Consider the following 24,197-nt stretch of genomic DNA (forward strand, 5'->3'; position numbering starts at 1 on the left):
TATTATACCTCTTTAATTTTCAATGTCAAGCACTTTCTGTCAAAATCTTTCATTTTCTATCTTTTTATCGAACAAAAAAGAGCTGGACTATATCCAACTCCTTACATATCGTTGCATAACTGCCAAATAAAAGGCAATTAGCTATTATTGATCAAGGATACAAGATAGGCTGCCATGACAGGCAGAAAAGTTCCAAGAAAAGTAAACACAACCAGAACCCAGAACCAGACTGACTTAAAAGCCTGTCGGTAGGTCCCTGGGAGCGAACGATTTGTGTCAATGTATTCCTTAAATTTTGGCCATTTCAAGATTAAGAGCAAAAGAAATACTGTACTGCCAGCGATTAATAGGCCGTAAAAAACGATGTTAACAATAGGATCTGGAGCTTTTTTTGAAAGAAAAGCTATACCTTCTGCTATGACAAAGTTATTGAGAGCATGAAAAATGATAGACCAGATAATCGAATACTCAAAAGCGATATAGCCAAAACCTAAACCAATCAAACTAGCAAAATAAAACTGATAAAGATTTTCATGAAAGAGACCAAACAAAATCGCAGTCAGAAGAATGGCAAAAATCTTTCCATGCTTCTCTAACGCTCTTAATCCAGCACCTCTGAAAATAATTTCCTCCGTAACCGGAGCCATCAAGGATGAATAAATCAACATGGTTAGTGTTTCAGAACCGCCGCCTCCTGATTCCATACTAGAAAGATCTAGATTGAAGAGTTGCATGATAGCCTGCATTATCTGATTGACAACAGCTGTAAACATTTGGGCGAATAAAAGGAAGCAAATCATATAAAAGAAAACTTTAGGAGTCATCTTCCGCCCCTTGCGACGAAGGTCGTATTTAAAGAGCTGCTTTCCTCGAGACACCGTGAAAGTAAGAACACCGAGACAGGAAGCTAGAATATAGGCTCCGCCGTCCTTTTCCATAAATTTGGTGACAATGTCTTGCGTCTTTTGAATGTCCATACCTTGTCCTGGCATGATGACAAAAAAAGCAACAAATACGTAAATGAAGACAGCAGCAAGCATAACCCATAAATAAGTAAAGCAAGTCGCTGAAAATCGTCCTAGATCTTTTTTAGGATTTAAAGGTTCGGGTATATAATACATAAAATCTCCTGTTTTAAGTTTGCTCTTTATCCTTTCTGCTTAGGAAATACAAGGTCAAAAAGATGCCCTCATAAAGCAAAGCAAAAAGAATAAAGGCGTGCATGAAAAATTCTTCTGGCAGAATCCAAATGACTGGATCCTTGGCCGGGTCAAACATCCAGGTATTGTCTCCTGCAAAGAGAACTTGATGAAAGAGTGTGAAAAAATTGTTAAAGCCAATCATAAAAGCCAATCCAACAAAGACAAGTGGCAAAAGACTAATAGCCAGAAAAGCCCGTCTGTAGAGACCTAAAAATCCCTTTTTAACCACTTTTTTGATAAAGAAGATAAAGGCCGGCAAAGTTATTAGAAAAATAACTTGCGCCAAGTGAAAAAGATACTTGACCACCTGAAAATGATGCAATCCAGCTGCCGACGAGCGAAAATCCGGCATCGCTAATTTCTGACTAAAAGGATTGGTCAGGTAATCCATCAAAATATTAAAATTATACTGAATGGTCTCTGCTTTCAAATACACCTTATCCGGCAAGTTGAAATAAGAAATCTCCATTGGGTATAAGAACCAAGCCAGATAAATGGTTAGCAATATCGCTGCTGCCAACAAGCACAAAACGCTAGTTAAAAATCTCAATTTATCACGCATCAAAGTCCCACTCCGCTAGACTGGACAAGACATGCGTCGGTTGGATAGGCAGATTGGGCACCTCTTCTGGCAGAGTAAAACCTGTTGTAACCAAGAGGGTCGGAATGCCGTTGTCAATTCCCGCTCGAATATCTGTCAGATAGTTATCACCCACCATAACCACTTCTTCACGCGCCAACCCTAGATGCTCTATTGCTTTTTCCATGATGATGGCATTGGGCTTGCCGATAAAGGTCGGTTCAACCCGAGTGGCTGCTTCCAAGAGGGCGATGATAGCACCTGCTCCCGGCTGCAGACCGCGCTCCGTCGGAATATTGAGATCAGGATTGGTCCCGATAAAGTGAGCACCCTTTTGAATAGCCAGAGTCGCTATTGTCAGCTTCTCATAGTCCACTTCCCAGTCCAGGCCCACTACTACATAGTCTGGATTTTCTGTGTCTTCTATATATCCAGCTTCTTCAATAGCATGTTTAAGACCAACATCACCAATAACGTAAGCTTTCTTGCCCAGATTTTTCTCCTGCATATAATCGATGGTAGCTAAAGTAGCTGTGTAAATAGTTTCAAGCGGTGTCTCAATATTGAAGTTTGCAGCCAGCATGGTCTGCACTGCTTCTGGCGTTCGCGTGGTATTATTGGTCACGAAAAGATAGGGAATCTTGCGCTTCTGCAGCTCATGCACAAAAGCTTCACCAGCCGGAATCCGGCTCTTGCCCTTATAAATCGTCCCGTCTAAATCAATCAAATATCCTTTATAAGCCATTTCTACTCTTCCTCATTCTCATGTTTAAACTCTTGCCAGGTAACCAAAGCCTGGGCATTGACTTCGCCGTCACTGGAAATTTGGTGATTGCTCTGCAGACCTTCTAGGTCGTAGCTAGAAGCAATCATGCCGCCTGGTCGAACTTCCTTGACATACTTGAGATGGACCTTCTTAGGAATATGTTTCGTGAGGAAGTCTGCACCCATGACCTCAAAGATCCAGTCCAGATACTTGCTATTATTGACATGGCCATTCATATCCAAGTCGTAAAAGCGCACATGGTAGTCCTTGCTGACAGGATTTTCCAAGTCTGGATACTTAGGACCGCGCAGTAATTTCTTGGAAAACTCAGATTGATATGGCGCTACAATCTCAGGATCAACAGCATGAACCTTGCGGCTATCACGATCCATAAGGACAAAGGTTGCCATCATCTGTATAATGGCTTCACCCGCTTCATCAAAAATCGTGAAACGACGGTAGCAAAAGAGCCGATTATAGGTCAAGGCTTCTGTCTCAATGGTAATCTCCTCTGCAAAGCGAGGCAGTCGTGTCACATCAATATCATAGTCAGTGATAATCCAGACTAGGTTATACTGCTCCAGCATATCCTTGTCACTGACACCAAGCTCAATTGACTGCATCCCCGATACCTGCAAGGACAGCAAGATGACATCCGGCAGCTTGATATGGCCATTCATATCTGCCATATCAAAAGGAATTTTCATTTTCATTTGATAAGTTAAGCCCATGATTTACTCCAATATAAATTTTTCAGCAACCGTATCGCCCAAAAAGAGACCTTGTTTGGTCATGCGCACGATATCTCTGTCCGGCACTAGCAAGCCCTGTTCAGTCAGCTCAGACACAACAGCTCCGTACTGGTCTTCAAAGGAAAGACCAAATTTTTCCTCGAAGCGCTTTTTAGAAACACCTGATTTCTTGCGCAGTCCGAGAAACATCTCTTCTTCCATCTTTTCATTCAGCGTCAGCACTTCTTCCTGCACACGGGGATTGCCCGCTTCCACCGCCTGCAGATAATGACGAATAGGCCCGTGGTTTTTATAGCGAACACCATCGACATAGCCAGACGCTCCTGCTCCAATACCATAATATTCCGCATTGTCCCAGTACATGAGGTTGTGGCGGCTCTCAAAGCCTGGCTTGGAAAAGTTTGAAATCTCATAATGCTCAAAACCTGCTTTTTCTAGCTCAGCAATAATGTAATCAAACATCTCCGCTTCCAAATCTTCCTTGGGTAGAGGCAACTTCCCCCGCCGCATCCGATTCATGAAGACCGTATGATTTTCCAAAATCAAGCTATACAAACTCATGTGGGGAATGTCCAGAGCAATGGCCTTGGCTACATTGGTTTTCACATCTTCCATGGTCTGCTTGGGCAGGGCATAAATCAGATCAATCGAAATATTGTCAAAACCCGCTTTTTTGAGATTGGCAATATTCTCATAGATGTCCTTTTCCGAGTGACTGCGGCCAATCTGCTTGAGCATGCGGTCGTTGAAGGTCTGTACTCCCAGCGAAACCCGATTGACAGGTGAGTCTTTGAGTACAGCAATCTTCCCCTGATCCAAATCCCCAGGATTGGCTTCAATAGTCAGCTCTTCTAGATAAGACAAGTCCAGCTTGTCTGTCAGCTTTTCCAGCAAAAAAGCCAACTGACACGCCGATAGAGCGGTCGGAGTCCCACCACCGATATAGAGGGTACGGAGCTTTTTGATGTCGTAAGAATTATACTCCTCAATCAAATGCTCCAGATAACTATCTACCGGCTGATTTTTGATAAAAACCTTGGAAAAATCGCAGTAATAACAAATCTGAGTACAAAAAGGAATGTGCACATAAGCAGAAGTAGGTTTGGTTTGCATAGTAAGATTATAACATAAATCACAAAGACAAGCGGGATAAATATTGGATTAATAAGGTTAAAATCATAATTGCCAAATCCCTGCTTCAAGCTTTAAACATTTTTATTAAGCAAGTATTATTCAGTAATTTTCGATATGAGAAAATCAATCATTTCTTCTTCTTTGTTGAATTTTTCTTTTTGATACTTGATTAAGCCAGCTTCTTTTAGATTTTCATTCAGATAATACAAATGAATATCTAAAAATCTCTGCAAGGCATAACGAAAACAAACTGTTTTATCGATTGGTCTGGAATAATATTTAAAAAAACGATCTAGCATTTCTTCATATTTTGACCTTTCAACTTTCTGCAGGATTCCCCAAAACAAGGTTCCAATATCCTCTTCAGGCAATGAATATCTGCAATCTCCAAAATCCAATATGACTACTTCCTTTTCGCAAAGCAGCAAATTTTCATTATGTAAGTCGTTATGAATAAAAATATTCCCCCTCTCAGATTTCATTGACTTCAAAATTTCTGTGTTCTCTTGAAATATTTTCCACAATGCCTGATAGCCTGGAATGATTCTTTCAAGCTGAGGATTGTAAGAAAAAGCTCTGAAATGCAAAGAAGAAATCAAGTCGTCATAAAAGGAGACTCTTTCAAATGTCATCAAATATCTCTGAGAAAAATTATGTATATTTGCTAATTTTCGAGCAAGTTTTGTCAAATTATAGGAAGAGAAAGTCATTCGTTCACCTCTTAAATAAGGATATTTCAGAAAAAAGAGACTTCCATCCTTCACATCCAGCCGATGAATGAACTTCCCATCTGGAAAAGACAGATACCGAAGCGGATTTAACTTGTTCTCGTATAAAGTATTGACAAAATACACTTCTCTTTCTAGATACGCAAAGGCTTGCGAAAAAATTGGCAAACTTTTGGCCAAATAAAGCACACGAACCACCAACTGGTCATCAATCAAATAATTTAGATTTTCACTACCTTTTGAGAGTTGAGAAATCTGACAATCATGACCGTACCATTTATGAAGATTATTCAAGATAAAATTTTCATCTGCAAATTGTTGAAAGAACATAATTCCCCCTCTGATTTGACTACCAACCTATACAAAATCTACCAGCTTAAAACTGGTAGATTTCTTTATTTCCCCAACTCCTGCGTCCTCTTGTAGGCAGCTTGAACGGCATCCATGACCGTTCCTCGAAAGGCATTTTCTTCCAGACTAGCTACACCAGCGATGGTCGAACCAGCAGGACTGCAGACCTGGTCTTTGAGTTGGGCAGGATGTTGCCCACTGTGCTGACTTAGCTTGGCAGCGCCTAAGAGAGTTTGATTGGCTAGTTCAAGCGATATATCGCAACTGAGTCCTGCTCGGACACCCGCATCCGCTAAAGCCTCTATAAAGAGATAGACGAAGGCTGGTCCACAGCCAGCAAGAGCAGTCGCTGCATCCAACTGTTTTTCCTCTAGTCTGACCAAAAGACCAGCAGAAGACAGTAGCTCACGCAACAAATCTTCGTCTGCTTGATTCACTTGCTGGGATAAGGCATAGCTAATAACACCCTCGCCAACAGCTACTGGCGTATTAGGCATGATCCGAATCCAGCGATGGTGGCTAGGTGTTAATTTTTCTAATAACTCAAAAGGCAAACCAGCAGCCATCGAAATCAGCAAAAGAGAATCCCGTTTGTTTAGAATTTCCTGATATTCAGTCAGTAAGTCAGCAAATTGAGCTGGTTTGATACCCAGAAAAATCACCTCTGCCTGAGCAAAAACTTCTGCATTACTGACCGGTTGTCCACCAAGTTCCGTAGCAATCTTTTCAGCCTTGTCACGACTGCGATTGGCCAGGAGTAATTCGCTTCTGTATCTTTCATCTCGGGCAACTAGGCGAGCCAAACTGCCGCCCATATTTCCCAAACCGATAAATCCAATTTTCATCTTTATTTCCTCACTTGACCGGTCCCTTGGATGACGTATTTATAACTGGTCAACTCTTTCAGCCCCATAGGACCTCTGGCATGCAGTTTTTGAGTAGAAATCCCCATTTCGCAGCCAAGGCCAAATTGACCGCCATCTGTAAAGCGGGTTGAGGCATTGACATAAACTGCCGCACTATCCACCTGCTCTGTGAAGTATGCTGCCGTTGCATCGTTCTCCGTCACAATGGCATCCGAGTGATGGGTGCTGTGAGCTTCAATGTGCTCCACCGCTTCTTCCAGCGAAGAAACCAGCTTGACCGCCAAGATATAGTCCAAAAATTCGGTATCAAAATCTTCTGGTCTAGCTTGCGAGCCCGAGATAAAATATGCCGCTTTCTCATCCAAACGTAATTCAACAAGGTTTTCTTGCGCAGCATCTCGTTCTGTCACCAGCATCTTCTGCACACGTGGTAAAAATGCAGCTGCAATCTCTTCATGAACCAGTAGTACTTCCATGGCATTGCAGACAGAAGGGCGACTGGTCTTGGCATTCTCAATAATCGCCAAAGCCTTATCCTGATCAGCATCCTTATCTACATAGACATGGACAATTCCGGTACCTGTCTCAATAACTGGCACTGTCGCATTTTCCACGACCGCCTGAATCAAGCCCGCGCCACCACGAGGAATGAGCAAATCCAGATAGCCCTTGGCTTTCATCATAGTCTGGGCGGAAGCCCGACTGGTATCAGAAACCAACTGGATACAATCCGGCGAAATCTTCGTCTGAGCCAAACCTTCTTTCAAAGCTGTGACAATGGCTAGCGCTGTCTGATAGGCATCCTTGCCGCTTCTGAGGACGACTGCGCTACCACTCTTTAGAGCCAGAGCTGCTGCGTCAGAGGTGACGTTAGGCCGGCTTTCGTAGATAATCCCAATCACGCCCATAGCCACCCGCTTTTTACTGATGACAAGGCCGTTATCAAGCTCGGTCCTTTCCAAGACTTGCCCTACAGGATCCTCCAAGTCAATCAACTGGCGAATGCCCTCAGCCATGGCAGCAATCCGCTCCTCATCCAGATAGAGGCGATCCAGCATCACATCTGAAATCCTACCTTTTGCTGCGGTCATATCCAATTCATTGGCTGCTAAAATGTCCGCACGAGAAAGCCAGAGCTGCTTTGACATTTCTTCTAAAGCATGGTTTTTCTCAGCCGTTGTAGCCGTATTGATTGTCTTCTTGACTTTCTGAACCTTTTCAAAAATTGCTTGTGTCGAGGTCATCGCTTCTCCTTTCCTCGTCTTCTAAAATTCTGCAAATAAATCATTCAACTCCGGTGTCAAAGAAATCCAGTCATCCCGATGAATAACAACACCTTTAGGTTTATTTGACTTGAGCATATCTTTAAGAGTTGACTTGCCAAAACGCACGCGCCCTTTACCAAGAATAGCTCCGCTGCCTTCTTCATAAACCGTCACCGTATCTTGATAGGCAAAGCTACCCGATACAGACACAAGACCGGATACCAACAAACTTTTTCCCTTATTTCTGAGAGCATCAGCTGCTCCTTGGTCTACATAGATTTCCCCTTGGCTTTTAGCATAGAAAGCAAGCCATTGCTTCTGCGTTTTTAGACCTTTTTCCTGGGCCAAAAAGAGACTGCCATCCTTGGTTTTCTCCGTAGCTTCCAGCAGAGCATCAGTCTTGAGTGAGGAGCAGATATAGACCGGAACACCAGACATGGTTGCAAGTGTTGCAGCCTTAATCTTTGTCAGCATGCCGCCAGTTCCATTGCTCGTTCCTGCACCTCCTGCTATATCAATCAGCTCAGAGCTGATCTTCTCAATCTTTTCAAGCCGGCGGGCATCTGGATTGTTAGAGGGATTGGCCGTGTAGAGTCCATCTACATCAGTCAAAAGCACCAAGAGGTTCGCCTGAACCATGGCTGCTACCTGAGCACTCAGTGTATCATTATCCCCGACCTTGAGCTCCTCGATGGCCACCGAGTCATTTTCATTGATGATAGGAATAGCGCCGCGATTCAGCAAGACAGATAAGGCTTGATGGGCATTCTTGTAACGCCGCTTATCTGCAAAATCATCCTGTGTCAAAAGAATCTGAGCAGAAATAATTTGCTTCAAAAGAAGATTGGTTGTATATTCCTCCAAAAGCAAACCCTGTCCAACAGCTGCTGAAGCCTGTTTATCCGCCACCTTGGTCGGTCGCTTTTTAAAGCCCAGAGAAGAAAAACCTGCCGCGATAGCTCCTGATGAAACCAAGATCAACTCATGTCCCGCCTCATGCAAGAAAGCCAACTGCCGAGTAATTTCCTTTACCTTGGCGCGTGACAGACTGCCATCTGCGTTTGTCAATGACGAAGTCCCCACCTTAAATACGATTCGCTTTGCTTTCATTTCCTTTTCCTTCACTGCTAGATTGTCTTATTATACCACGATTTACGGAAAATAAAAACGACCGCGATTGAAGCGGTCAGAGGAAAATTTGTATTTTAAAAATGAATGAACCTGACTAATCTTGCCGTAGCTTTTCCAAGGTTTCTTGGAAAATATCTGGCACTTCAGCTGTAAATTCCAGCACTTCACCAGTTCGAGGGTGAGTAAAGCCCAAAGTTCGCGCATGCAGAAATTGGCCATGTCCTTTTAAAGTCTTGCGCGGTCCATAGACCTCATCTCCAGCCACAGGATGTCCTATGTAGGCCATGTGAACGCGGATTTGATGAGTCCGTCCTGTTTCCAGTTGAAGCTCAACCAAGCTATAGTCACCAAAACGTTCCAAGACTTGGAAACGCGTCAGAGCTGACTTACCTTTAGCCGTCACAGCCTGCTTCTTGCGATCTTTTTCACTGCGCCCAATCGGTGCTTCAATAACTCCACGGTCATTAGGTAAATTTCCATGAACAATAGCCCAATACTTGCGTAAGGATTTCTTATCCTTGAGCTCATCAGCCAGAGCCACATGGGCTTGGTCATTCTTAGCAATCATGAGAAGTCCTGAAGTATCCTTGTCAATCCGATGGACAATCCCCGGTCTTAGGACTCCGTTGATGCCAGACAGGTCCTTGATGTGGTACATAAGGGCGTTGACTAGCGTACCGCTTGTATGGCCTGCAGAAGGATGAACCACCATTCCCTGCGGTTTATTGACAACTGCCACGTCCTCATCTTGATAGACGATTTCTAGCGGAATATCCTCTGCCACATACTCAACCACTTCTGGCTCAGGCAGCTCATAGGAGATGACATCGCCTTCTTTGACAGCGTATTTGGCTTTTTTGACTTGTCCATTGACCAAAATCCTGCCATCCTTAATCTGCTCATTAGCCAAACTCCGCGATAGGTCTGTCAGCTCAGCAACCGCCTTGTCCAATCGCTGACCAGCTACTGAAGCCTCAATCCTTACTTCCATCTTTTTCTTCCTTCAAAATCATCAGCAGTAAAATAGCTACACCAAAGGTCAGATACATATCCGCTACATTGAAAATAGCAAAATTAATAAAATCTAACTGAAACATGTCCACGACAAAACCTTGGCGTATCCGGTCAATAAAGTTCCCCAAACCGCCAGCAATCACCAAGGTCAGCCCAGCCAGCATCCACTTTGAGGCATGGAGGTGCTTGATGAGGTAGTAAACAGCTCCACCGATGACCAGAAAAGTCACCAAAGTAAAGAGCCATTGCTGATTTTCCAGCATGGAGAAGGCTGCTCCGGTATTCTGAAGATAGGTCAGACTCACCAGATGCGGAATGAAACTCTTGACCTGCCCCAGCTTAAAACCGCTGACAATATATAACTTAACCAGCTGATCCAGAACAATAAGAACCAAGACTGCAAAAGGAATAATAATTTTTTTTTTCATACTTTATTTTTTCTGTGCAAAATACTCTTTCATAACTGATACAAAGTCTTCCCCGACCTGAGTCAGCTCCACATCTTCACGCTTGACATAGACCATATGGTTGTCCAAGTTGTCACGAAGCTTGATGACAGTGATACCATTCACACTGTTGCTGTCCAAAAAGCCAGATCCAGTCGCATAAGCATCGGTTCGCTCCAAAATTCCATTCAAAGTCGCACGGTCCGTCACATTAAACATCTGTGAGCTGGCACTGGTATCGACAAAGTTCTCTGAATAATAGAGATACTCGTCCTTTTCCTGGGTGAAGCGAACAGTCGGCAAAGCAGCCAAATCTTCCATGACCAGCTCCTCCTTTTGTGTCAGAGGATGATCTTCCCGCAGGTAAATGTGAGTCTGAAAAGGAATCAGCTCTATTACTTCCAAACCTAGCTTTTCCACCCGCTGCATAATGCCCTTGGTATTTTGATTATTGAGGTAGATAATGCCGATTTCACTATGGCCTTGCGCTACTTCATCTAGAATCTGCACGGTTGTTGACTCAAAAATCCGGAAGTTCTTATATTCTGGATAGGTCTGAGAAAATTGTGTAATCAAAGGTGGCAAAAAATCATAGTGCTGGCTGGCAATAGAAAACTCATCCCGCTCTTCCTCAGGATTGGCATATTGGTTTTGAAAGACATCAAAACCTTTGACCAAGTCTTGAGCCTTCTCATAAAACTCCATTCCTCGGCGAGTCAGAAAAGTACCGCTGCTGGTCCGACGAAAAATCTTGAAGCCTAGCTCTTTTTCCAAATCACGAACAGAGATAGACAGACTAGGCTGGCTGACATACATTTTTTCCGCTGCTTCTCGAAAAGTCCCACTATTAGCAATGGCGACCACATAACGCAATTGTTGAATATTCATAACATTTTCCTTCTTTACATATCGTCTCATTATACCATAAACCAAGGCAGAACAAAAGAAACCAGCTGTAAGAAGCCGGTTTCTCCTTTTAAGTTAATGAGTAATCTGAGACAAATTTGCTATTTTTCTTTTAGATAGACAACCTCAGTCATCTTTTTGAAGCCTAGCTTTTTATAGAGTTTCAAAGCTCGGGTATTCTGCTTTTCTACGACAATCTGAAACTCCTGTCCATTGCGCTCGTTCAAATCCTGCATACTTGCAAGCAAGAGATAGCTTCCTAGCCCCTGCCCCTGAAAATCTTGATTAACTGCCAAGCCAAAGAAATAATTAGTGCCAAAATCCGTATCAACCGACACAGAAGCTACAACTCTACCATCTTTCTTCAAGATGTAAAGCAGACTGGAACCACTGCTAACGGCTTCTCTGGCGTATTTCAAGGCAACATCTAGCGGTGTCTCAAAGACTTGGGACTGAAAGGCTGCAATCTCTTCAGCCAAGTCCAAACTCCCCTGCAAAACCTCAATCCCTTCTCTTTCTTCTAGAGGAAAAGCTTGAGCAGGCTGTGCCAGCCAGATTTCCGCTTCATCCTCTTGGTAATCAAATCTCCTAGCAAAGTCAGGTTGATCGTTCAAAAAAGCTAGCTCCGCTACATACTCAATCTCGGTCAATTCATACTTATCCGCTACTTTTGCAAAAGCAGCCAGAAGCTGATTAGCCACACCCTGACGGCGATACGATGGCAGAACATAGAGAGAAACCTCAGCTTGGCCAGGTTCATCTGCGTAGACTGATAAAAAACCGATGGTTCGGCCACCCATCTCAGCCACGAAAAAGGCTGGCATTTCAGGATCTGTATTATAATTATTATCCAGATAGGGCAGTCGATAGCCTCTGTCTACCTTATTACACTCTTGAACTAATTCAAACAATACCTGCTTTTCTTTCTCAGGCAATGCACTATAAATTCTTATTTGCATCCGTCTCACTTCCTTCCAGTATTTCTTTCTATTCTACCACGAATCTACCACGAATAGCCAGACCAAGCCATTCAAAAAGAGGCTGGAAAAATCCAGCCCCAATGTCGATAAGTGAATCGTTTTTTATTTTTCAACGTGGTCAGCAAGTTCTTCCTGGGCTTTTTTATTTGCCGCAGTAGCTTCTTCTTTCCATTTTTTCTTAGCCGCTTCGTATTCCTTGGTCGTTACAACATCCTTCTGAAGCTGGGTCAGCTTGAAGTTGTAAGCTGAACCTTTGACACCAACTGGTGAGTAGGCCTTTGTAAATGGTACTGATTTAGTAACAGACGGTGTTGCTCCTTGTGAAACAGTCGGGATAATCAAGCCACTATCTAGCAACCAAGCTTCCGCTTCTGCATACTTTTCGTAACGCAACTGCACATCGTTGGTTTCAGCATTAGCTTCTTCCAGCATCTTAGTATATGTATCCAAGCCTAGCTCTTTAATTTTATCATTATCCTGACCTGGCTCAAAACCAAAGTTTTGCAAGCTTCCACCGTTCTTGATATTGAGAGTATCAAGGTAAGTAGATGGGTCTTGGTAGTCCCCAGTCCAGCCACCAGTAGACATATCATAGTCTTTCTGAGCAGCAGAGTTAGCAAAATAGGTGATATTATTAAGATCGTCTGTGCTCATCTTTTGCAGGTCAATGACGACATTTTCTGCTCCAAGAGCTGATTCGATAGACTGCTTGGTTGAGCTAGCCCATTGAACTCCAATCGTGCTAGACTGATCCACTGGCATATCTAAGTGAATTGGGAATTCAACTCCCTTAGCCTGCAAGGCTTGCTTCGCTTCTGCAAATTTCGCCTTAGCCTTTTCAGGATTGTAGTAAGGATCTTGAGCGTCAGAAAGATCAATTCCTTGCCATTGGCTGCCATAGTTGACTAATTTTTCCCCAACAACGGTTCCAAAGTCCTTGTCGCCAATTTGAACAAAAGTAGGCGGCACTAAGGTGTTTCTCAAGACCTTAGTCGCTCCGTCTTCACCATTTCCTTGCGCACCATAAGATGTACGGTCAAAGGCAAAGTTAATAGCCTGACGGAAGTCCTTGTTCATGATTGCTTCGTTAGTAGCAGATTTTTGAGCGTCTGTTGTTTTAGAAGTATGATTGTAAGACTGACGGTTGTAGTTGAAATTATAGTAATAAGAAGTAGAATCCTGCGGGCTGTATACGATATTGTCCGCATATTTCTTCTTGACTGAAGCAAAGCCAGAGCTATTCGGATAGAGACGAGCCGTGCTGTAAACGCCATCGCTGAAGTTACGAATCAGCGCTTCCTGATCATTTCCATCATAGTAGGTCAGCTTGATGCTATCCAGAGTGACATTGTCTTTGTCATAGTAGTTTTGGTTCTTGACAAATTCCATCACAGACTTGGAAGTCAGCGACTTGAGCAAGTAAGGACCATTGTAGAGGATGCTAGATGGCTTGACTGAACCAAAATTGCTTCCTTCTGCTTTCAGAAACTCTTCATTGACTGGGAAGAGAATCGTGCTGGTCGTTTTAGAGTTCCAGTATGGCTCAGGGCGCGCCAGAGTGTATTGGAGAGTATGGTCGTCAATAGCCTTGACACCAACATTGTCAAAATTCTTATCTTCACCCTTGATATAAGCATCCAAGCCTTTCACAGAGTCCTGGACTAGATAAATAGCTTCAGAATTTTCATCTGCTGCATACTTCAAGCCAGTCACAAAGTCCTGAGCTTTTACTTCTGCATATTCTTCACCATCGGATGTGTACCATTTAGCATCATCACGCAGCTTATAAGTATAGGTCAGACCGTCCTTAGAAACTGTCCATGACTTCGCGATAGAGGGAATCAAGTTCCCATACTTGTCATTTTCAAAAAGTCCATCGACCAGGTTGGAAATGACATCACCTGTCGTTGCACGGTTTGTAGCAAGATAGTTCAAGCTGTCAGGATCTGAACTATAAACGTAAGTATAATTATTTGTGCTAGATGAAGACTGGCTACAAGCCGTCAGCAATAGCCCGGCACTCAGTGCAACTCCAGTCGCAATCAGCCATTTAGATGCTTTCATGGATAGAACCTCCTTTGATGTCACATTTTATAACATGAACTATTATACCAAAAAACGTATAAAAAGTAAATAGTAAACCGATGGCAGTTGAGTAAAATATTTAAGGCTGCGTGCTTTTAGCAAGATCAAAAAGCTTTCCGTTACTGGATTCCTACAAATTTCCAAGTAAAAAAGAAGAATCCGCTTTTACTGCAAAGTTGCTGCGGATTCTTCCTTTTTGTTATTCTATCAAGAATGATTAGAACCGTGAGCTCTTCAACACTGCTTGCTCATTCTTTTATTTCTTATAGTCTTCGGAATGATAAGCCGTACAAGCAGACAAATCCAAGCAAGAACAAGGCACCCAGCAAGGCCAAAAACAAACTACTGCTGTCTCCTGTTTCAGGAAGCTGGCTAACCTGTGTAACCTGCAGACTTAGTTGCCGACGAGGACTTACAGAATCAGCAGAACGCGAACTCAACTGCGGAGGATTTTGTTGACCTGGAACCATGCTCTGCCTAGCTGCAGTAATCTGAACAAGCTCCTTGTAATAACCTTCTCCCATGCTGAATTCTCTGTCTTGACTGTCAATCAAGGTCAGGGAAAGCACTGGACTGAACTGACCCTCTCCTAATCCTTTCAAGCTGATCTCAACCGGATTGGTATCATTGGCTTTTTTAGAAATCAGAACAGTATCGCCAGAGATGGTATAGTCAGGACTTGGCAGGATGTTGAAATGCTGACTATCCATCTTAAGGGCAAGACGGTAGTCATTTTTCTCTAGACCGTTTAATTCACTCAGGGTAACCGTAGCTGTAAAAGGCTGATCTAGCTGAGCAGATGCAGGGATATTGACTTTGATATCCTTAACCGGATCTGTATAAAAGAGACCATGCCCGATAGGATAGGCAACCTCTGTCTCAGACATGATACCATCCTTGATACTCGGCACATTTACCGGTAACTTCCCAACATGATTTTGACCATTGAAAATGACTTCCACACCTGCTGGGATATTAGGACCGAAGGCATTGTCCGGCTTCAGGGACTCAGTTGGATCCATACCCTTGTTTCCATAAACTGCTACAATAGCCTTGGCATTAGGATAATTCGCTACATCATAAGGTTTGGAAATGCTCATGACAGCTGCTTGTTTTCCAGTTGCATTTGCATAGTCCACGACTTCTGTCGGAACTCTTGTCAGCCAGAAATCGCTGGCTAGTTGAGATTGACGTCCAATTTCAGAAATCAAGACTAGGTGAGTTGCTTGGTCAATCTTCCCTTTCAAATCTTCTAACTTGGTTGTTTTGCTGTAGTTTAGCGCTTCATATGTGACACCTGCTGGAATCACTCCGTCCGCTATCAGACGCTTGACACCCAGCTCTAGTCCTGGCACTTCATCGTCATAAGCCGCTAGCAGCAAAATCCTGTCACCAGATTTGACCTTAAAGGGCAGAACAGTATCATCGTTTTTAACTACCGTTACTGCACTAGCAGCGATTTTTCGTTCAGTATCTCTGTTTAACTCTGAGCCAACAATTGCTTCAGCCTTGGCTTGGGTACGCTCAGATGGGTCAAAGTCTAAAACACCCCGTTTTTCTTTTAGATTCAAGATTCGGGTCACTGACTCATCCAATCTGCTGACTGGAATATCTCCCCTCTGAACTGCCTGCTCAATATCACTGATAATCTTATCAATCTTGGCTAAATCACTCTTGCTACGTAAGACGGTTGGCATCAGCACCACATCTACACCAGACTTGATTGCCATGATAGCCGCTTCAGATTCTCCGAAGTTTTTGGCAATCGCATCCATCCCCATAGCATCAGATACCACCACTCCCTTGTAGCCAAATTTCTTGCGAACAATGCCGGTAATAATGTCATCAGACAAGGTAGCAGGGATATAGATGGTTTCCCCAGTTTGTTTAGATATAACCGTGTCTTTTTCAATCTGAGGATACTGAATATGGGCTGTCATCAGCATATCAGCGTTTTTGTCAATGGCAGCCTTGAAAGGAAGCAACTCCAGTGCTTCTAACTCTGCATAGGACTTATCTACCAGAGGCAGACCAGTATGAGAATCTACCGCCGTATCACCATGCCCAGGGAAATGCTTAGCCGCTACTGCAACATTGTATTTCTGAATCCCCTCCATCATAGCCGTTCCCAAACGGGCAACCACCTTAGGATCTGAAGAGAAGGAACGCAAACCAATAACTGGATTCTGCGGATTGTTATTTGTGTCAAAAACTGGGGCAAAGTTGACATTCAAACCTAGAGCCGACAGCTCCCGTCCGATAATTTGACCTGCTTGATTGGCTAACTCTGGATCTCGCGTCGCGCCAACTGCCATATTGCCTGGAAGAGCAGTCCCGCTGCCCAAACGATAGACAATACCACCTTCTTGGTCAATAGCGAGCAAGAGCGGCAACTTGCCATTATTAGCTTGGTTACTGATAGCTGCTTGCTGCAGGGCCTGCGTCAAGGCTAAGGTTTGAGCAGTTCCTTTCACATTCTCAGCAAAAAGAATAACTCCGCCAAAGTCGTATTTATCAACCGCTTCTGCAACCTCTTTATTCAGCTCCGTCATATCAGACTGAGAGGCCTGGCCCTCTTGCTGCCATTTTCTGAAATCTGGCATCAGCATCTGGGTAATCTTCTGACGAAGCGTCATATCCGCCACAAGCTGCTGGACTCTCTTAGAAGCCAGCGGCGCATCAGTCTCAGCCTGACCTTGATCTTGATTGGCAGTAGAGGAAACTTCTGCAGACTGGGCGGTCGTTGGTTTGGCAGAATCTTCTACTAAATTACCAGTATTGGCTTCTTGGGTTGAAGCAGCCGTTTCAGTACCTGCAACTGCCGAAGTATCAGAGACCGTCAGAGCTTTTGCAGCAATCTGACTATCCTGACTTGGCGTGCCACTAGCTCCTACACCACTATCAGAAGAGTCCGTTACAACTGCTGCACTTGCTTGTTCAGACTGGTTAGCAGATTCTGGCGGCTGATTAACCGAATCTGCTTTTATGGCTCCCAATGGCCAAAAAACTAGTAATGATAAGGCAAGCGCCAATAGCAATTTATACCTTTTCATCATAGGCATTCTCCTTTCATCCCTATAATAATAGCATAAAAAACGATGTTTGTAAACGTTTACATATTATCTAATGATTGTTTGTTTTTATCACCAATTAGTAATATAATCTCTATAAAAATGAAATAATATTACAATATTATAGAAATGTTACAGAGGTATAATTTTATAGAAATAACATAACCTAACTGTTAAAAATGAGATTCTTTAATCTTATAGTAACAGTTGCATAGAAAGGATTTGCTATGAGACAAGAAAAGAACACCAAAGCAATGTTCAACCGCCGCTATTGGTTGGGCCTCTCTCTCGCTTCTGCTGCGACTTTAGCCGCTGCTTTGATTTCCACTGGAACAGTTCGAGCGGAGAACAAGTCAATCCCTGACTGGGTTTCTAGACGTGAAGTTGGTATTTACGATCCTAGTGTACCAGATATTGAGGACGACCCTACTATCTTTGATGATCCAGGACCTATCAAGGTTCCGGAAGCTCCTAAGCGTGACCTTCCTAGCTCTATTGATGAAGAAACTGGTGAAAGGATTAGAAATAGAATCGTTCTTTACAAGGGTAAATACTATGCACTTGATCCTAATAGATCTATATACGAAGTTCGGGATGATCCAGGAGAACAAATTCCGACGAATCTAAAAAACTCTTTCTATACTAGCCCAACAGGTAAGGTCTATTATTTTGACGAAAAAGGACGAAGGGTCATCAATCTTTACAGTGTTGACGGCAAGCAATACTTCTTTGATTCTTACGGAGAAATGGTTAAAAACAGATTTGTTAGTTACTCTGAATACACTTATTACTTTGGAGAAGATGGAACACCTTATAAAAACGGACTTTATAAGATCGGCAAGTACTATTATTACTTTGGTGAGTATGGCAATCTTTATAGGGAAAGCATTGTCAACTACAACGGAAAGACCTATTATGCAAATTGGCACGGCGTTGTCAATATAAAAGACGAAGAAGTTACACCATAACGAAAAATACCAGAAATGAGGACGTATGTCTTCGTTTCTGGTATTTATTTTATTCAAAATCACTCAAATAGAAAATTCATTTTTTATAAGCAGATGGTTATTGTTCTTTTGATTTTCTTACACTAATATCTAGCCCCAATCCAGCCAGAAGCAAACCAAGCCCCACAACACTATAGACTGCCTTTTCGCTACTTCCTGTTTTAGGAAGAGACTGTTCTGATTTGGCCAAAAGTGTTGGTGCCTGAACATGGTAGACGGTAGATATAGGCATTGTAGTACGACGCTCAAGATAGAATTGATAACTATCTTTTATGATTTTATAGTAACGAGCTTCATTGACACTTTCAACAATCCATGAAGTGGTTCCTTTTGTTAGAGCATCAGCTAAGTTATTTTCGATATCAAGCACTCTGCCTTCTGTTGCAAAATTTTTGTAAATTCCCTCAATCGCTTTTACCGTCGCTACGGTTCTTTCTATACCAGCAGCTTTTAGAGCAGCAAGTGTATCAGCAACCGTTGGAATTGAAGGGTCTTCTTTCATTTCAGCATCTGTCAATAAAACGACGAATTTCTTATTTTTAGATGACTTAGACCAATCATAGGTTGAAATAATCTGGTTCAGGGCAGGAGTTGGTGTTTCTGGAGTATCTCCTCCACTCGCTATACGAATTGCAGCCAACGCTTTTTCGAGCTCAGCCGGATCAGTTGTAAAATAAGATGACCCAAACCGTGTTAGAACCGTATCTTCATCTTTGCTGCCAGAATTACGACCGTAGACTTCATCACTAAATGTCGCCAAGCCAAAACGTGCTGTAATCCCCTCTTTAGTAATATTTCGCACAAATTCATTAATATTTGCACGAACAATATCAATTGTGCCACCCATAGATCCTGAACGGTCGACAACAAATACAATATCAGCTGAACCAGATTTTGTCACAGTTGGTGGCGTTGAGGTGTAGGTAATAGTTGTAGTCTTATCTACTCGCTCATACTGCGTATAGGGATTCCCATTTTCATCTGTGCCAGATAAAGTATTTTCAGTACGTCTAGTTATTGGCTCTGGCGCCTTATCAACCTTTGCCGGAGCCACTTCTGTCTTTGTAACATCAACAGTCGACGTTTCTACACGGACTGTTTGATTGCCTTCTTGACTTTCTTTGACATCAACAGGCGATACGTTTTTTGAGACATCGATCAAATCCCCTGGTTTCGCTGCAGATTCTTCAACAACAGGTTTCGTCGTATCAGCAGCAATTTCAGCACCAGCAGCTTCAATCGGAGAACTTACTGCTTCAGTTTTTGCTATACCGCTTGATGAAGGTGGTGTACCAATCTGGTCTGCAAAAACATGCGAAGCTTGTGAAAAGGCAAATAGAAGAGTTGCTGATGCTAATCCAACTTTCAATTTGTACAATGAAAAGCCTGGAAGTTTAAATGATTCTTTTTCCATAATTTCTCCTTATCTTTTTAGATTTAGAAACATGATTGCATCTATTTTATATAGAATAACATAAAAAAATAGGAACTGCAAGCGATTTCAGATATTTATTAGTCTAAAAATTAAAATTTTAGAATATTATCAGAGTTTGTATGCTAAAATTGATGAGCATCATCATGAATCATTAAACAAATGCTTTATCGTGCCGTCTCTAATAAGAAATCCCCATGCTCAATTATCCGAGCATGGGGATTTCTTATTAATTATTTAGCGATTGGGTAAACAGAAACTTGTTTCTTATCGCGACCTTTGCGTTCAAAGCGTACTACGCCTTCAACTTTTGCAAACAAAGTATCATCTCCGCCGCGTCCAACGTTGACACCTGCATGGATATGAGTGCCGCGTTGACGGTAAAGGATAGAGCCACCTGTTACAGTTTGACCGTCAGCTGCTTTAGCTCCCAGACGTTTCGCTTGTGAATCACGTCCGTTAGATGTGGAACCTCCACCTTTTTTGTGGGCGAATAGTTGCAAGTTAGCAAGATTCATTTTTAACATAATGTTTTTCCTCCGTGTTAGTTTTCTGTGATAACTCTGGTTTGGACGAACTCAGAAGAGTCCTCCGATAAGTTTGCCATTCCTAGGAAAAATGATTCAAAGAAAAGCTGAGTCATTTCTCTTTGGTGCGACGGTATATCCTGAGGAATTTCAACCTTCAGATAACCGCCTTCTATTTCGTTTAATTCTAAGTTTGGTTCGTAGCCTGCGAATTTCTCAACTGAATTGACAAAATTAATGGCGAGCGTCGAAACGGACGCACACACGACATCAAAGCCGTATTCACCACTCGCGGCGTGACCTGTGATTTCTGCACGCCTCAGTTCGCCATCTTCGGCTCTTTCAAAGACTGCTTGTATCATTTAATCTCCTTAAAATTAAGCGTTGATAGCGTTGATGACAACTTTTGTATATGGTTGACGGTGACCTTGTTTACGATGGCTGCCTTTTTTAGGTTTATACTTGTAAGTAACAACCTTCTTTTGCTTGCCTTGTTTTTCAACAGTTCCGACAACAGAAGCTCCAGTAACAAGCGGAGTTCCGACAACAGTGTTTTCACCACCAACAAGAACAACTTCGTCAAAAGTAACATCTTGACCAGCTTCAGCGTTCAACTTTTCAACGTAGATTGCTTGACCAACTTCAACTTTAACTTGTTTTCCGCCAGTTTTAATGATTGCGTATGTGCTCATTATGCACCTCCTATGATTTTTAGGGTTTCCCCGGATTTTGTGAAGACTCGCCTAGCATCGTGGGACGAACCACTTCTGTCTCACAGAGTGAGCAACGATGATCGTGCGGTTGCACAGGAATGTGCATAGTCAACTCTATAAGTATAGCACTTCTACCGCTCTTTAGCAAGCTTTTTCATCTCATGAAAACGGATTTTCAAGGATTATCTTTAGATTTTGTCTGCTAATGAACAAAGACAATCTCAGTTATCCGCTAACCTCCTTGTTAAATAATGATTAGATAAAAAATTTCTAAATATAACGCCGCACCCTATCTTGATAGTCTTGGTAAGACTTTCCGAATTTTTCAAGACACCAGCGCTCCTCGGAGAGGATAATCCAGTGGGCCGAAGTCTGAAAAATGAATAAAACCAGAAAGAAAATCATTGACTTAGTCAAAAAAGCTATTCCTAAAAAACAAACAAAGTAAGCTACATACATGGGATTACGGGAATAGCGATAAAGACCCTTTGTATTCATGCCGTTTGCATCTGGTCTAGCGAAATCTCTCATACTGATAGCACACAAAGCCAAACCAAGCAGGTAGATAGTCATACCAACATAAAAGAAAACAGACCAATCAAACTTAATTTCAAGCAAAAAAGGAGTTATGAACACGGCTAGATTGCTCAATTGATAAATTATATAAGCTATATTTTCCTTTCCTTGGACTGGTGCAAAATAAGCTGCGCGTGATAAAGCATTTTTGCTGAAATGACTCAATAAAGGAAAACGAATCAGTAAAAAAGGAATCAAGAGAAAAACAGCAAGCATAGACGTCACCTTCTCTCGCTTTTACAACAACCCCTCAATCAGCTCATCAACTTCATCAGTCTCTGCTTGTGGTGTGATTTCTGTAATCATGATGCCTGCGACAGCGCGCTCAACCAAGTCTTCAACATCTAAGTAAGTTTCATACTTCTCAGCATTCTTGATTTTTGGATTAGTTTTAGGCCGGTCTGGAGCAAAAATGGTACAGCAGTCTTCAAATGGCTGGATAGAAATTTGGAAAGTATCAATTTTCTCTGCAATCTCAATGATTTCCAGCTTGTCCATAGTCACGACAGGACGAATAACCGGTGTATTGGTCACAGCGTTGATAGCCTGCATACTCTCGATGGTTTGACTTGCCACCTGACCTAGACTTTCTCCGTTGATGATAACTTGAGCGCCCCGCTCCTCTCGAATCCGGTCTGTAATGCGCATCATAAAGCGACGAGTCAGTGTCATCAGGTAAGCTTCTGGCGCCTTGGCCTTGATTTCCTCTTGTATCTCTGTAAAAGGTACTTCGATAAACTGGATGTTGCCACCAAACTTGGTTAATTTCCGAGTCAGATCCTGAGCTTTTTTCAACGCACCTGGACTGGTGTAAGGCGGACTTGCAAAGTGAACCGCCTCGATATCTACACCCCGCTTGAGAGCCAAATAGCCCGCCACCGGTGAGTCAATTCCACCCGACAGCATGAGCATGCCTTTTCCTGAAGTACCGACTGGCAGCCCTCCAGCACCACGAATCGTCTCATAAGAGATATAGGCCGCTTCTTCACGAATTTCGACACGTAGCTCAATATCCGGCGCTTTCATCTTGACCTGAACATTGGGAATGGCCTCAAAAACAGCATTACCAAGTGTCTGGTTAAGCTCGCGACTATCCAATTCAAAGCTGTGGTCACTGCGTTTGCTGGAAATCTTAAAGGTCATACCTTCTTGATAGACTTCCTTCATGATGGTTTGGACAGCTTCGATTAGGGCTGGTACAGATTTTTCAATTTTGTAAGACGGCGAGAAATTCTGAATCCCGAAGATCTGCTTGAGTGACTCAGCGACTGGCTGATAGTCTGTACCGTGCAGATAAACATGGGTCCGGTCACGGTCAGCCTTGATATGGACCTGCGGATAGACTGACAAGACAGCCTGGATATTGCGTTTAAGTTTGTTGATAAAGCGCATGCGGTTCTTCCCTTTGGTTGAGAGCTCGCCGTAGCGCACCATAATTTCTGAATATTGCATTGTTTACCTTACTTTTCTGGTTTTTTCGTAAATAATTTTAAAAGTCGTCAAAAACTGCTCCATCTGGCTCATATTGTTGTCAAGATCCAAACTGATACGAACAGCAGTTTGAGCGAGAGACTTTTCGACGCCCATAGCGATTAAAGTCCCCGCTGGCTTTCCAGCCTTAGAAGAACATGCGCTGGTAGTCGAGATATAGATCTCGTAGTCTTCAAATGCATGGACGACGACTTCACCCCGCACTCCCTTGATACCAAAGGTCAGTATATGAGGCGCAAAGTCTTCCAGCCCTGAGAAAATCATCACATCTGGATACTTCTGCAGTTCTTCAAGAAGAATCTTCTTCATCTGAGTCGTCCGCTGGGCAAATGATTCTTGCTTTTCCATGGACAAACGCAGTGCCTTGGCCGTCGCTGCAATACCAGCTAAATTTTCTGTTGTGGAGCGCTTATCCGACTCCTGACCGCCACCAGTCAAGAGCGGGCTGATTTTCTTGCCAGACTTGATATAGACAAATCCTACTCCCCGGACACCGTGAAATTTATGACTGGAAAATGTCGCAAAATCCACACGTTCTGTCAGATAAGCCCCTGTAGGAATCTTCGTAACAGCTTGTACTGCATCCACATGAAAGGAAATAGTCGGCTTGTCTGCTAGCAGTTCAGATATTTTCTGAATGGGCTGAATACTGCCGATTTCATTATTGACAGCCATGATAGAGATCAGAGTGGTGTCTGGTCGAATCAGCTCCGCTAGCTTGTCTACCTCAATAAAACCCGCCTTATCTACTGGCGCAAAATCAACTTCAAATCCTTGACTCTGCAACCAGAGGGCTGATTCTTTAACCGCGGGATGCTCAATGTTAGATATGATGATGTGTTTGCCAAAAGGAGCTTTTTCAAAAGCAACTCCTTTAAGCACCCAGTTGTCCCCTTCTGTTCCTCCAGACGTAAAAAAAATCTCCGACGAAGACTTGCCTAAAAGCTCTGCTATTTGCCTGCGTGAAGCTTCTAAGAGACGGGTTGCCTGACTGCCTAAACTGTGCAGACTGGATGGATTTCCCCATATTTTAGAAGCCACCTCTGTGTAAGCAGCCAAAGCCTCAGGATAAGGCTTGGTTGTCGCTGAATTATCTAAATAAATCATGTTCTTTCCTCTAAATTTCAATACTCCTATTGTAACACGAAAGAGAAACTGGAACAAGAAAGAAAAA

At 42.8% G+C, this 24,197-nt stretch carries 23 protein-coding genes and 1 other annotated feature; of the genes, 1 reads left to right on the plus strand and 22 read right to left on the minus strand.

The window, feature by feature from the left end:
- Positions 1-137: 137 nt before the first annotated feature.
- The 15 genes from K1I94_RS03485 to K1I94_RS03555 all read right to left on the minus strand — a co-directional run bounded on the left by K1I94_RS03485 (position 138) and on the right by K1I94_RS03555 (position 17,268).
- Complete coding sequence (locus K1I94_RS03485) at positions 138-1,121, minus strand: CPBP family intramembrane glutamic endopeptidase (RefSeq protein ID WP_223314417.1); 984 nt, start codon at positions 1,119-1,121, stop codon at positions 138-140.
- A gap of 13 nt (positions 1,122-1,134) precedes the next feature.
- Complete coding sequence (locus K1I94_RS03490) at positions 1,135-1,764, minus strand: TIGR01906 family membrane protein (protein ID WP_223314418.1); 630 nt, start codon at positions 1,762-1,764, stop codon at positions 1,135-1,137.
- Positions 1,757-2,527 carry a TIGR01457 family HAD-type hydrolase gene (locus K1I94_RS03495; RefSeq protein ID WP_223314419.1) on the minus strand — a complete coding sequence of 257 codons (771 nt, stop codon included), beginning with the start codon at positions 2,525-2,527 and terminating at the stop codon, positions 1,757-1,759. Before K1I94_RS03495 ends, K1I94_RS03490 begins: the two co-directional genes overlap by 8 nt.
- 2 nt (positions 2,528-2,529) lie before the next feature.
- Entirely contained in the window at positions 2,530-3,279 is a 750-nt protein-coding gene (locus K1I94_RS03500) for an acyl-[acyl-carrier-protein] thioesterase (RefSeq protein ID WP_223314420.1), read from the minus strand.
- A 3-nt stretch (positions 3,280-3,282) separates the two neighbouring features.
- Positions 3,283-4,413, minus strand: a complete 1,131-nt coding sequence (gene hemW, locus K1I94_RS03505; protein ID WP_223314421.1) for a radical SAM family heme chaperone HemW — start codon at positions 4,411-4,413, stop codon at positions 3,283-3,285.
- 116 nt (positions 4,414-4,529) lie between these two features.
- Complete coding sequence (locus tag K1I94_RS03510) at positions 4,530-5,492, minus strand: aminoglycoside phosphotransferase family protein (protein ID WP_223314422.1); 963 nt, start codon at positions 5,490-5,492, stop codon at positions 4,530-4,532.
- A gap of 65 nt (positions 5,493-5,557) precedes the next feature.
- Complete coding sequence (gene proC / locus K1I94_RS03515; protein ID WP_223314423.1) at positions 5,558-6,358, minus strand: pyrroline-5-carboxylate reductase; 801 nt, start codon at positions 6,356-6,358, stop codon at positions 5,558-5,560.
- 2 nt (positions 6,359-6,360) lie between these two features.
- On the minus strand, positions 6,361-7,623 hold the full coding sequence (locus K1I94_RS03520) for a glutamate-5-semialdehyde dehydrogenase (RefSeq protein ID WP_223314424.1): 1,263 nt from the start codon (positions 7,621-7,623) through the stop codon (positions 6,361-6,363).
- Positions 7,624-7,644: 21 nt separating this feature from the next.
- Complete coding sequence (gene proB, locus K1I94_RS03525; RefSeq protein ID WP_223314425.1) at positions 7,645-8,754, minus strand: glutamate 5-kinase; 1,110 nt, start codon at positions 8,752-8,754, stop codon at positions 7,645-7,647.
- 115 nt (positions 8,755-8,869) lie between these two features.
- Positions 8,870-9,766, minus strand: coding sequence for an RluA family pseudouridine synthase (locus K1I94_RS03530; protein WP_223314426.1), 897 nt, complete (start codon positions 9,764-9,766; stop codon positions 8,870-8,872).
- Positions 9,750-10,217: a signal peptidase II gene (lspA, locus tag K1I94_RS03535; RefSeq protein ID WP_223314427.1), complete on the minus strand. Its 468-nt coding sequence runs from the start codon at positions 10,215-10,217 to the stop codon at positions 9,750-9,752. Before lspA ends, K1I94_RS03530 begins: the two co-directional genes overlap by 17 nt.
- Positions 10,218-10,220: 3 nt before the next feature.
- Positions 10,221-11,123 (minus strand): LysR family transcriptional regulator, encoded by a 903-nt coding sequence (locus K1I94_RS03540; protein ID WP_009660400.1) that lies wholly within the window; start codon positions 11,121-11,123, stop codon positions 10,221-10,223.
- 119 nt (positions 11,124-11,242) lie between these two features.
- Entirely contained in the window at positions 11,243-12,100 is an 858-nt protein-coding gene (locus tag K1I94_RS03545) for a GNAT family N-acetyltransferase (RefSeq protein WP_223314428.1), read from the minus strand.
- 123 nt (positions 12,101-12,223) lie between these two features.
- Complete coding sequence (locus K1I94_RS03550; protein WP_223314429.1) at positions 12,224-14,185, minus strand: peptide ABC transporter substrate-binding protein; 1,962 nt, start codon at positions 14,183-14,185, stop codon at positions 12,224-12,226.
- Positions 14,186-14,469: 284 nt separating this feature from the next.
- Positions 14,470-17,268, minus strand: coding sequence for a glycoside hydrolase family 3 protein (locus K1I94_RS03555; protein WP_223314430.1), 2,799 nt, complete (start codon positions 17,266-17,268; stop codon positions 14,470-14,472).
- A 236-nt stretch (positions 17,269-17,504) separates the two neighbouring features.
- Here K1I94_RS03555 and K1I94_RS03560 point away from each other — a divergent pair, with 236 nt between their 5' ends.
- Positions 17,505-18,245: a hypothetical protein gene (locus tag K1I94_RS03560; RefSeq protein WP_223314431.1), complete on the plus strand. Its 741-nt coding sequence runs from the start codon at positions 17,505-17,507 to the stop codon at positions 18,243-18,245.
- 97 nt (positions 18,246-18,342) lie between these two features.
- Here the strand turns inward: K1I94_RS03560 and K1I94_RS03565 are convergent, their stop codons facing one another.
- The 7 genes from K1I94_RS03565 to K1I94_RS03595 all read right to left on the minus strand — a co-directional run bounded on the left by K1I94_RS03565 (position 18,343) and on the right by K1I94_RS03595 (position 24,130).
- On the minus strand, positions 18,343-19,698 hold the full coding sequence (locus K1I94_RS03565) for a vWA domain-containing protein (RefSeq protein ID WP_223314432.1): 1,356 nt from the start codon (positions 19,696-19,698) through the stop codon (positions 18,343-18,345).
- A gap of 251 nt (positions 19,699-19,949) precedes the next feature.
- Positions 19,950-20,243: a 50S ribosomal protein L27 gene (gene rpmA / locus K1I94_RS03570; protein WP_002895619.1), complete on the minus strand. Its 294-nt coding sequence runs from the start codon at positions 20,241-20,243 to the stop codon at positions 19,950-19,952.
- 17 nt (positions 20,244-20,260) lie between these two features.
- Positions 20,261-20,605: a ribosomal-processing cysteine protease Prp gene (locus K1I94_RS03575; protein WP_002900460.1), complete on the minus strand. Its 345-nt coding sequence runs from the start codon at positions 20,603-20,605 to the stop codon at positions 20,261-20,263.
- A 15-nt stretch (positions 20,606-20,620) separates the two neighbouring features.
- Complete coding sequence (gene rplU / locus K1I94_RS03580) at positions 20,621-20,935, minus strand: 50S ribosomal protein L21 (protein WP_223314433.1); 315 nt, start codon at positions 20,933-20,935, stop codon at positions 20,621-20,623.
- A gap of 33 nt (positions 20,936-20,968) precedes the next feature.
- Positions 20,969-21,056: a sequence feature (ribosomal protein L21 leader region), on the minus strand.
- Between the two features lie 170 nt (positions 21,057-21,226).
- Entirely contained in the window at positions 21,227-21,748 is a 522-nt protein-coding gene (locus tag K1I94_RS03585) for a methyltransferase family protein (protein ID WP_223314434.1), read from the minus strand.
- Between the two features lie 21 nt (positions 21,749-21,769).
- Positions 21,770-22,984 carry a tRNA uracil 4-sulfurtransferase ThiI gene (gene thiI, locus K1I94_RS03590; RefSeq protein WP_223314435.1) on the minus strand — a complete coding sequence of 405 codons (1,215 nt, stop codon included), beginning with the start codon at positions 22,982-22,984 and terminating at the stop codon, positions 21,770-21,772.
- 3 nt (positions 22,985-22,987) lie between these two features.
- A complete protein-coding gene (locus K1I94_RS03595) occupies positions 22,988-24,130 on the minus strand; it encodes a cysteine desulfurase family protein (RefSeq protein WP_223314436.1) in 1,143 nt (380 codons plus the stop codon).
- Positions 24,131-24,197 lie beyond the last annotated feature (67 nt).

It is taken from the genome of Streptococcus sanguinis (assembly GCF_019929145.1).
Classification (GTDB): Bacteria; Bacillota; Bacilli; order Lactobacillales; family Streptococcaceae; genus Streptococcus; species Streptococcus sanguinis_U.

What these genes read in the sequence shown, in the direction of transcription:
- proB (WP_223314425.1), bottom strand. Translation starts at nt 8,754, where the DNA reads ATGAAAGCAAAGCGAATCGTATTTAAGGTGGGGACTTCGTCATTGACA.
- K1I94_RS03595 (WP_223314436.1), bottom strand. Translation starts at nt 24,130, where the DNA reads ATGATTTATTTAGATAATTCAGCGACAACCAAGCCTTATCCTGAGGCT.
- rplU (WP_223314433.1), bottom strand. Translation starts at nt 20,935, where the DNA reads ATGAGCACATACGCAATCATTAAAACTGGCGGAAAACAAGTTAAAGTT.
- proC (WP_223314423.1), bottom strand. Translation starts at nt 6,358, where the DNA reads ATGAAAATTGGATTTATCGGTTTGGGAAATATGGGCGGCAGTTTGGCT.
- K1I94_RS03485 (WP_223314417.1), bottom strand. Translation starts at nt 1,121, where the DNA reads ATGTATTATATACCCGAACCTTTAAATCCTAAAAAAGATCTAGGACGA.
- K1I94_RS03510 (WP_223314422.1), bottom strand. Translation starts at nt 5,492, where the DNA reads ATGTTCTTTCAACAATTTGCAGATGAAAATTTTATCTTGAATAATCTT.
- K1I94_RS03555 (WP_223314430.1), bottom strand. Translation starts at nt 17,268, where the DNA reads ATGCCTATGATGAAAAGGTATAAATTGCTATTGGCGCTTGCCTTATCA.
- rpmA (WP_002895619.1), bottom strand. Translation starts at nt 20,243, where the DNA reads ATGTTAAAAATGAATCTTGCTAACTTGCAACTATTCGCCCACAAAAAA.
- K1I94_RS03585 (WP_223314434.1), bottom strand. Translation starts at nt 21,748, where the DNA reads ATGCTTGCTGTTTTTCTCTTGATTCCTTTTTTACTGATTCGTTTTCCT.
- K1I94_RS03495 (WP_223314419.1), bottom strand. Translation starts at nt 2,527, where the DNA reads ATGGCTTATAAAGGATATTTGATTGATTTAGACGGGACGATTTATAAG.
- K1I94_RS03545 (WP_223314428.1), bottom strand. Translation starts at nt 12,100, where the DNA reads ATGCAAATAAGAATTTATAGTGCATTGCCTGAGAAAGAAAAGCAGGTA.
- K1I94_RS03550 (WP_223314429.1), bottom strand. Translation starts at nt 14,185, where the DNA reads ATGAAAGCATCTAAATGGCTGATTGCGACTGGAGTTGCACTGAGTGCC.
- hemW (WP_223314421.1), bottom strand. Translation starts at nt 4,413, where the DNA reads ATGCAAACCAAACCTACTTCTGCTTATGTGCACATTCCTTTTTGTACT.
- K1I94_RS03530 (WP_223314426.1), bottom strand. Translation starts at nt 9,766, where the DNA reads ATGGAAGTAAGGATTGAGGCTTCAGTAGCTGGTCAGCGATTGGACAAG.
- K1I94_RS03520 (WP_223314424.1), bottom strand. Translation starts at nt 7,623, where the DNA reads ATGACCTCGACACAAGCAATTTTTGAAAAGGTTCAGAAAGTCAAGAAG.
- K1I94_RS03565 (WP_223314432.1), bottom strand. Translation starts at nt 19,698, where the DNA reads ATGGAAAAAGAATCATTTAAACTTCCAGGCTTTTCATTGTACAAATTG.
- lspA (WP_223314427.1), bottom strand. Translation starts at nt 10,217, where the DNA reads ATGAAAAAAAAAATTATTATTCCTTTTGCAGTCTTGGTTCTTATTGTT.
- K1I94_RS03500 (WP_223314420.1), bottom strand. Translation starts at nt 3,279, where the DNA reads ATGGGCTTAACTTATCAAATGAAAATGAAAATTCCTTTTGATATGGCA.
- K1I94_RS03490 (WP_223314418.1), bottom strand. Translation starts at nt 1,764, where the DNA reads ATGCGTGATAAATTGAGATTTTTAACTAGCGTTTTGTGCTTGTTGGCA.
- thiI (WP_223314435.1), bottom strand. Translation starts at nt 22,984, where the DNA reads ATGCAATATTCAGAAATTATGGTGCGCTACGGCGAGCTCTCAACCAAA.
- K1I94_RS03560 (WP_223314431.1), top strand. Translation starts at nt 17,505, where the DNA reads ATGAGACAAGAAAAGAACACCAAAGCAATGTTCAACCGCCGCTATTGG.
- K1I94_RS03575 (WP_002900460.1), bottom strand. Translation starts at nt 20,605, where the DNA reads ATGATACAAGCAGTCTTTGAAAGAGCCGAAGATGGCGAACTGAGGCGT.
- K1I94_RS03540 (WP_009660400.1), bottom strand. Translation starts at nt 11,123, where the DNA reads ATGAATATTCAACAATTGCGTTATGTGGTCGCCATTGCTAATAGTGGG.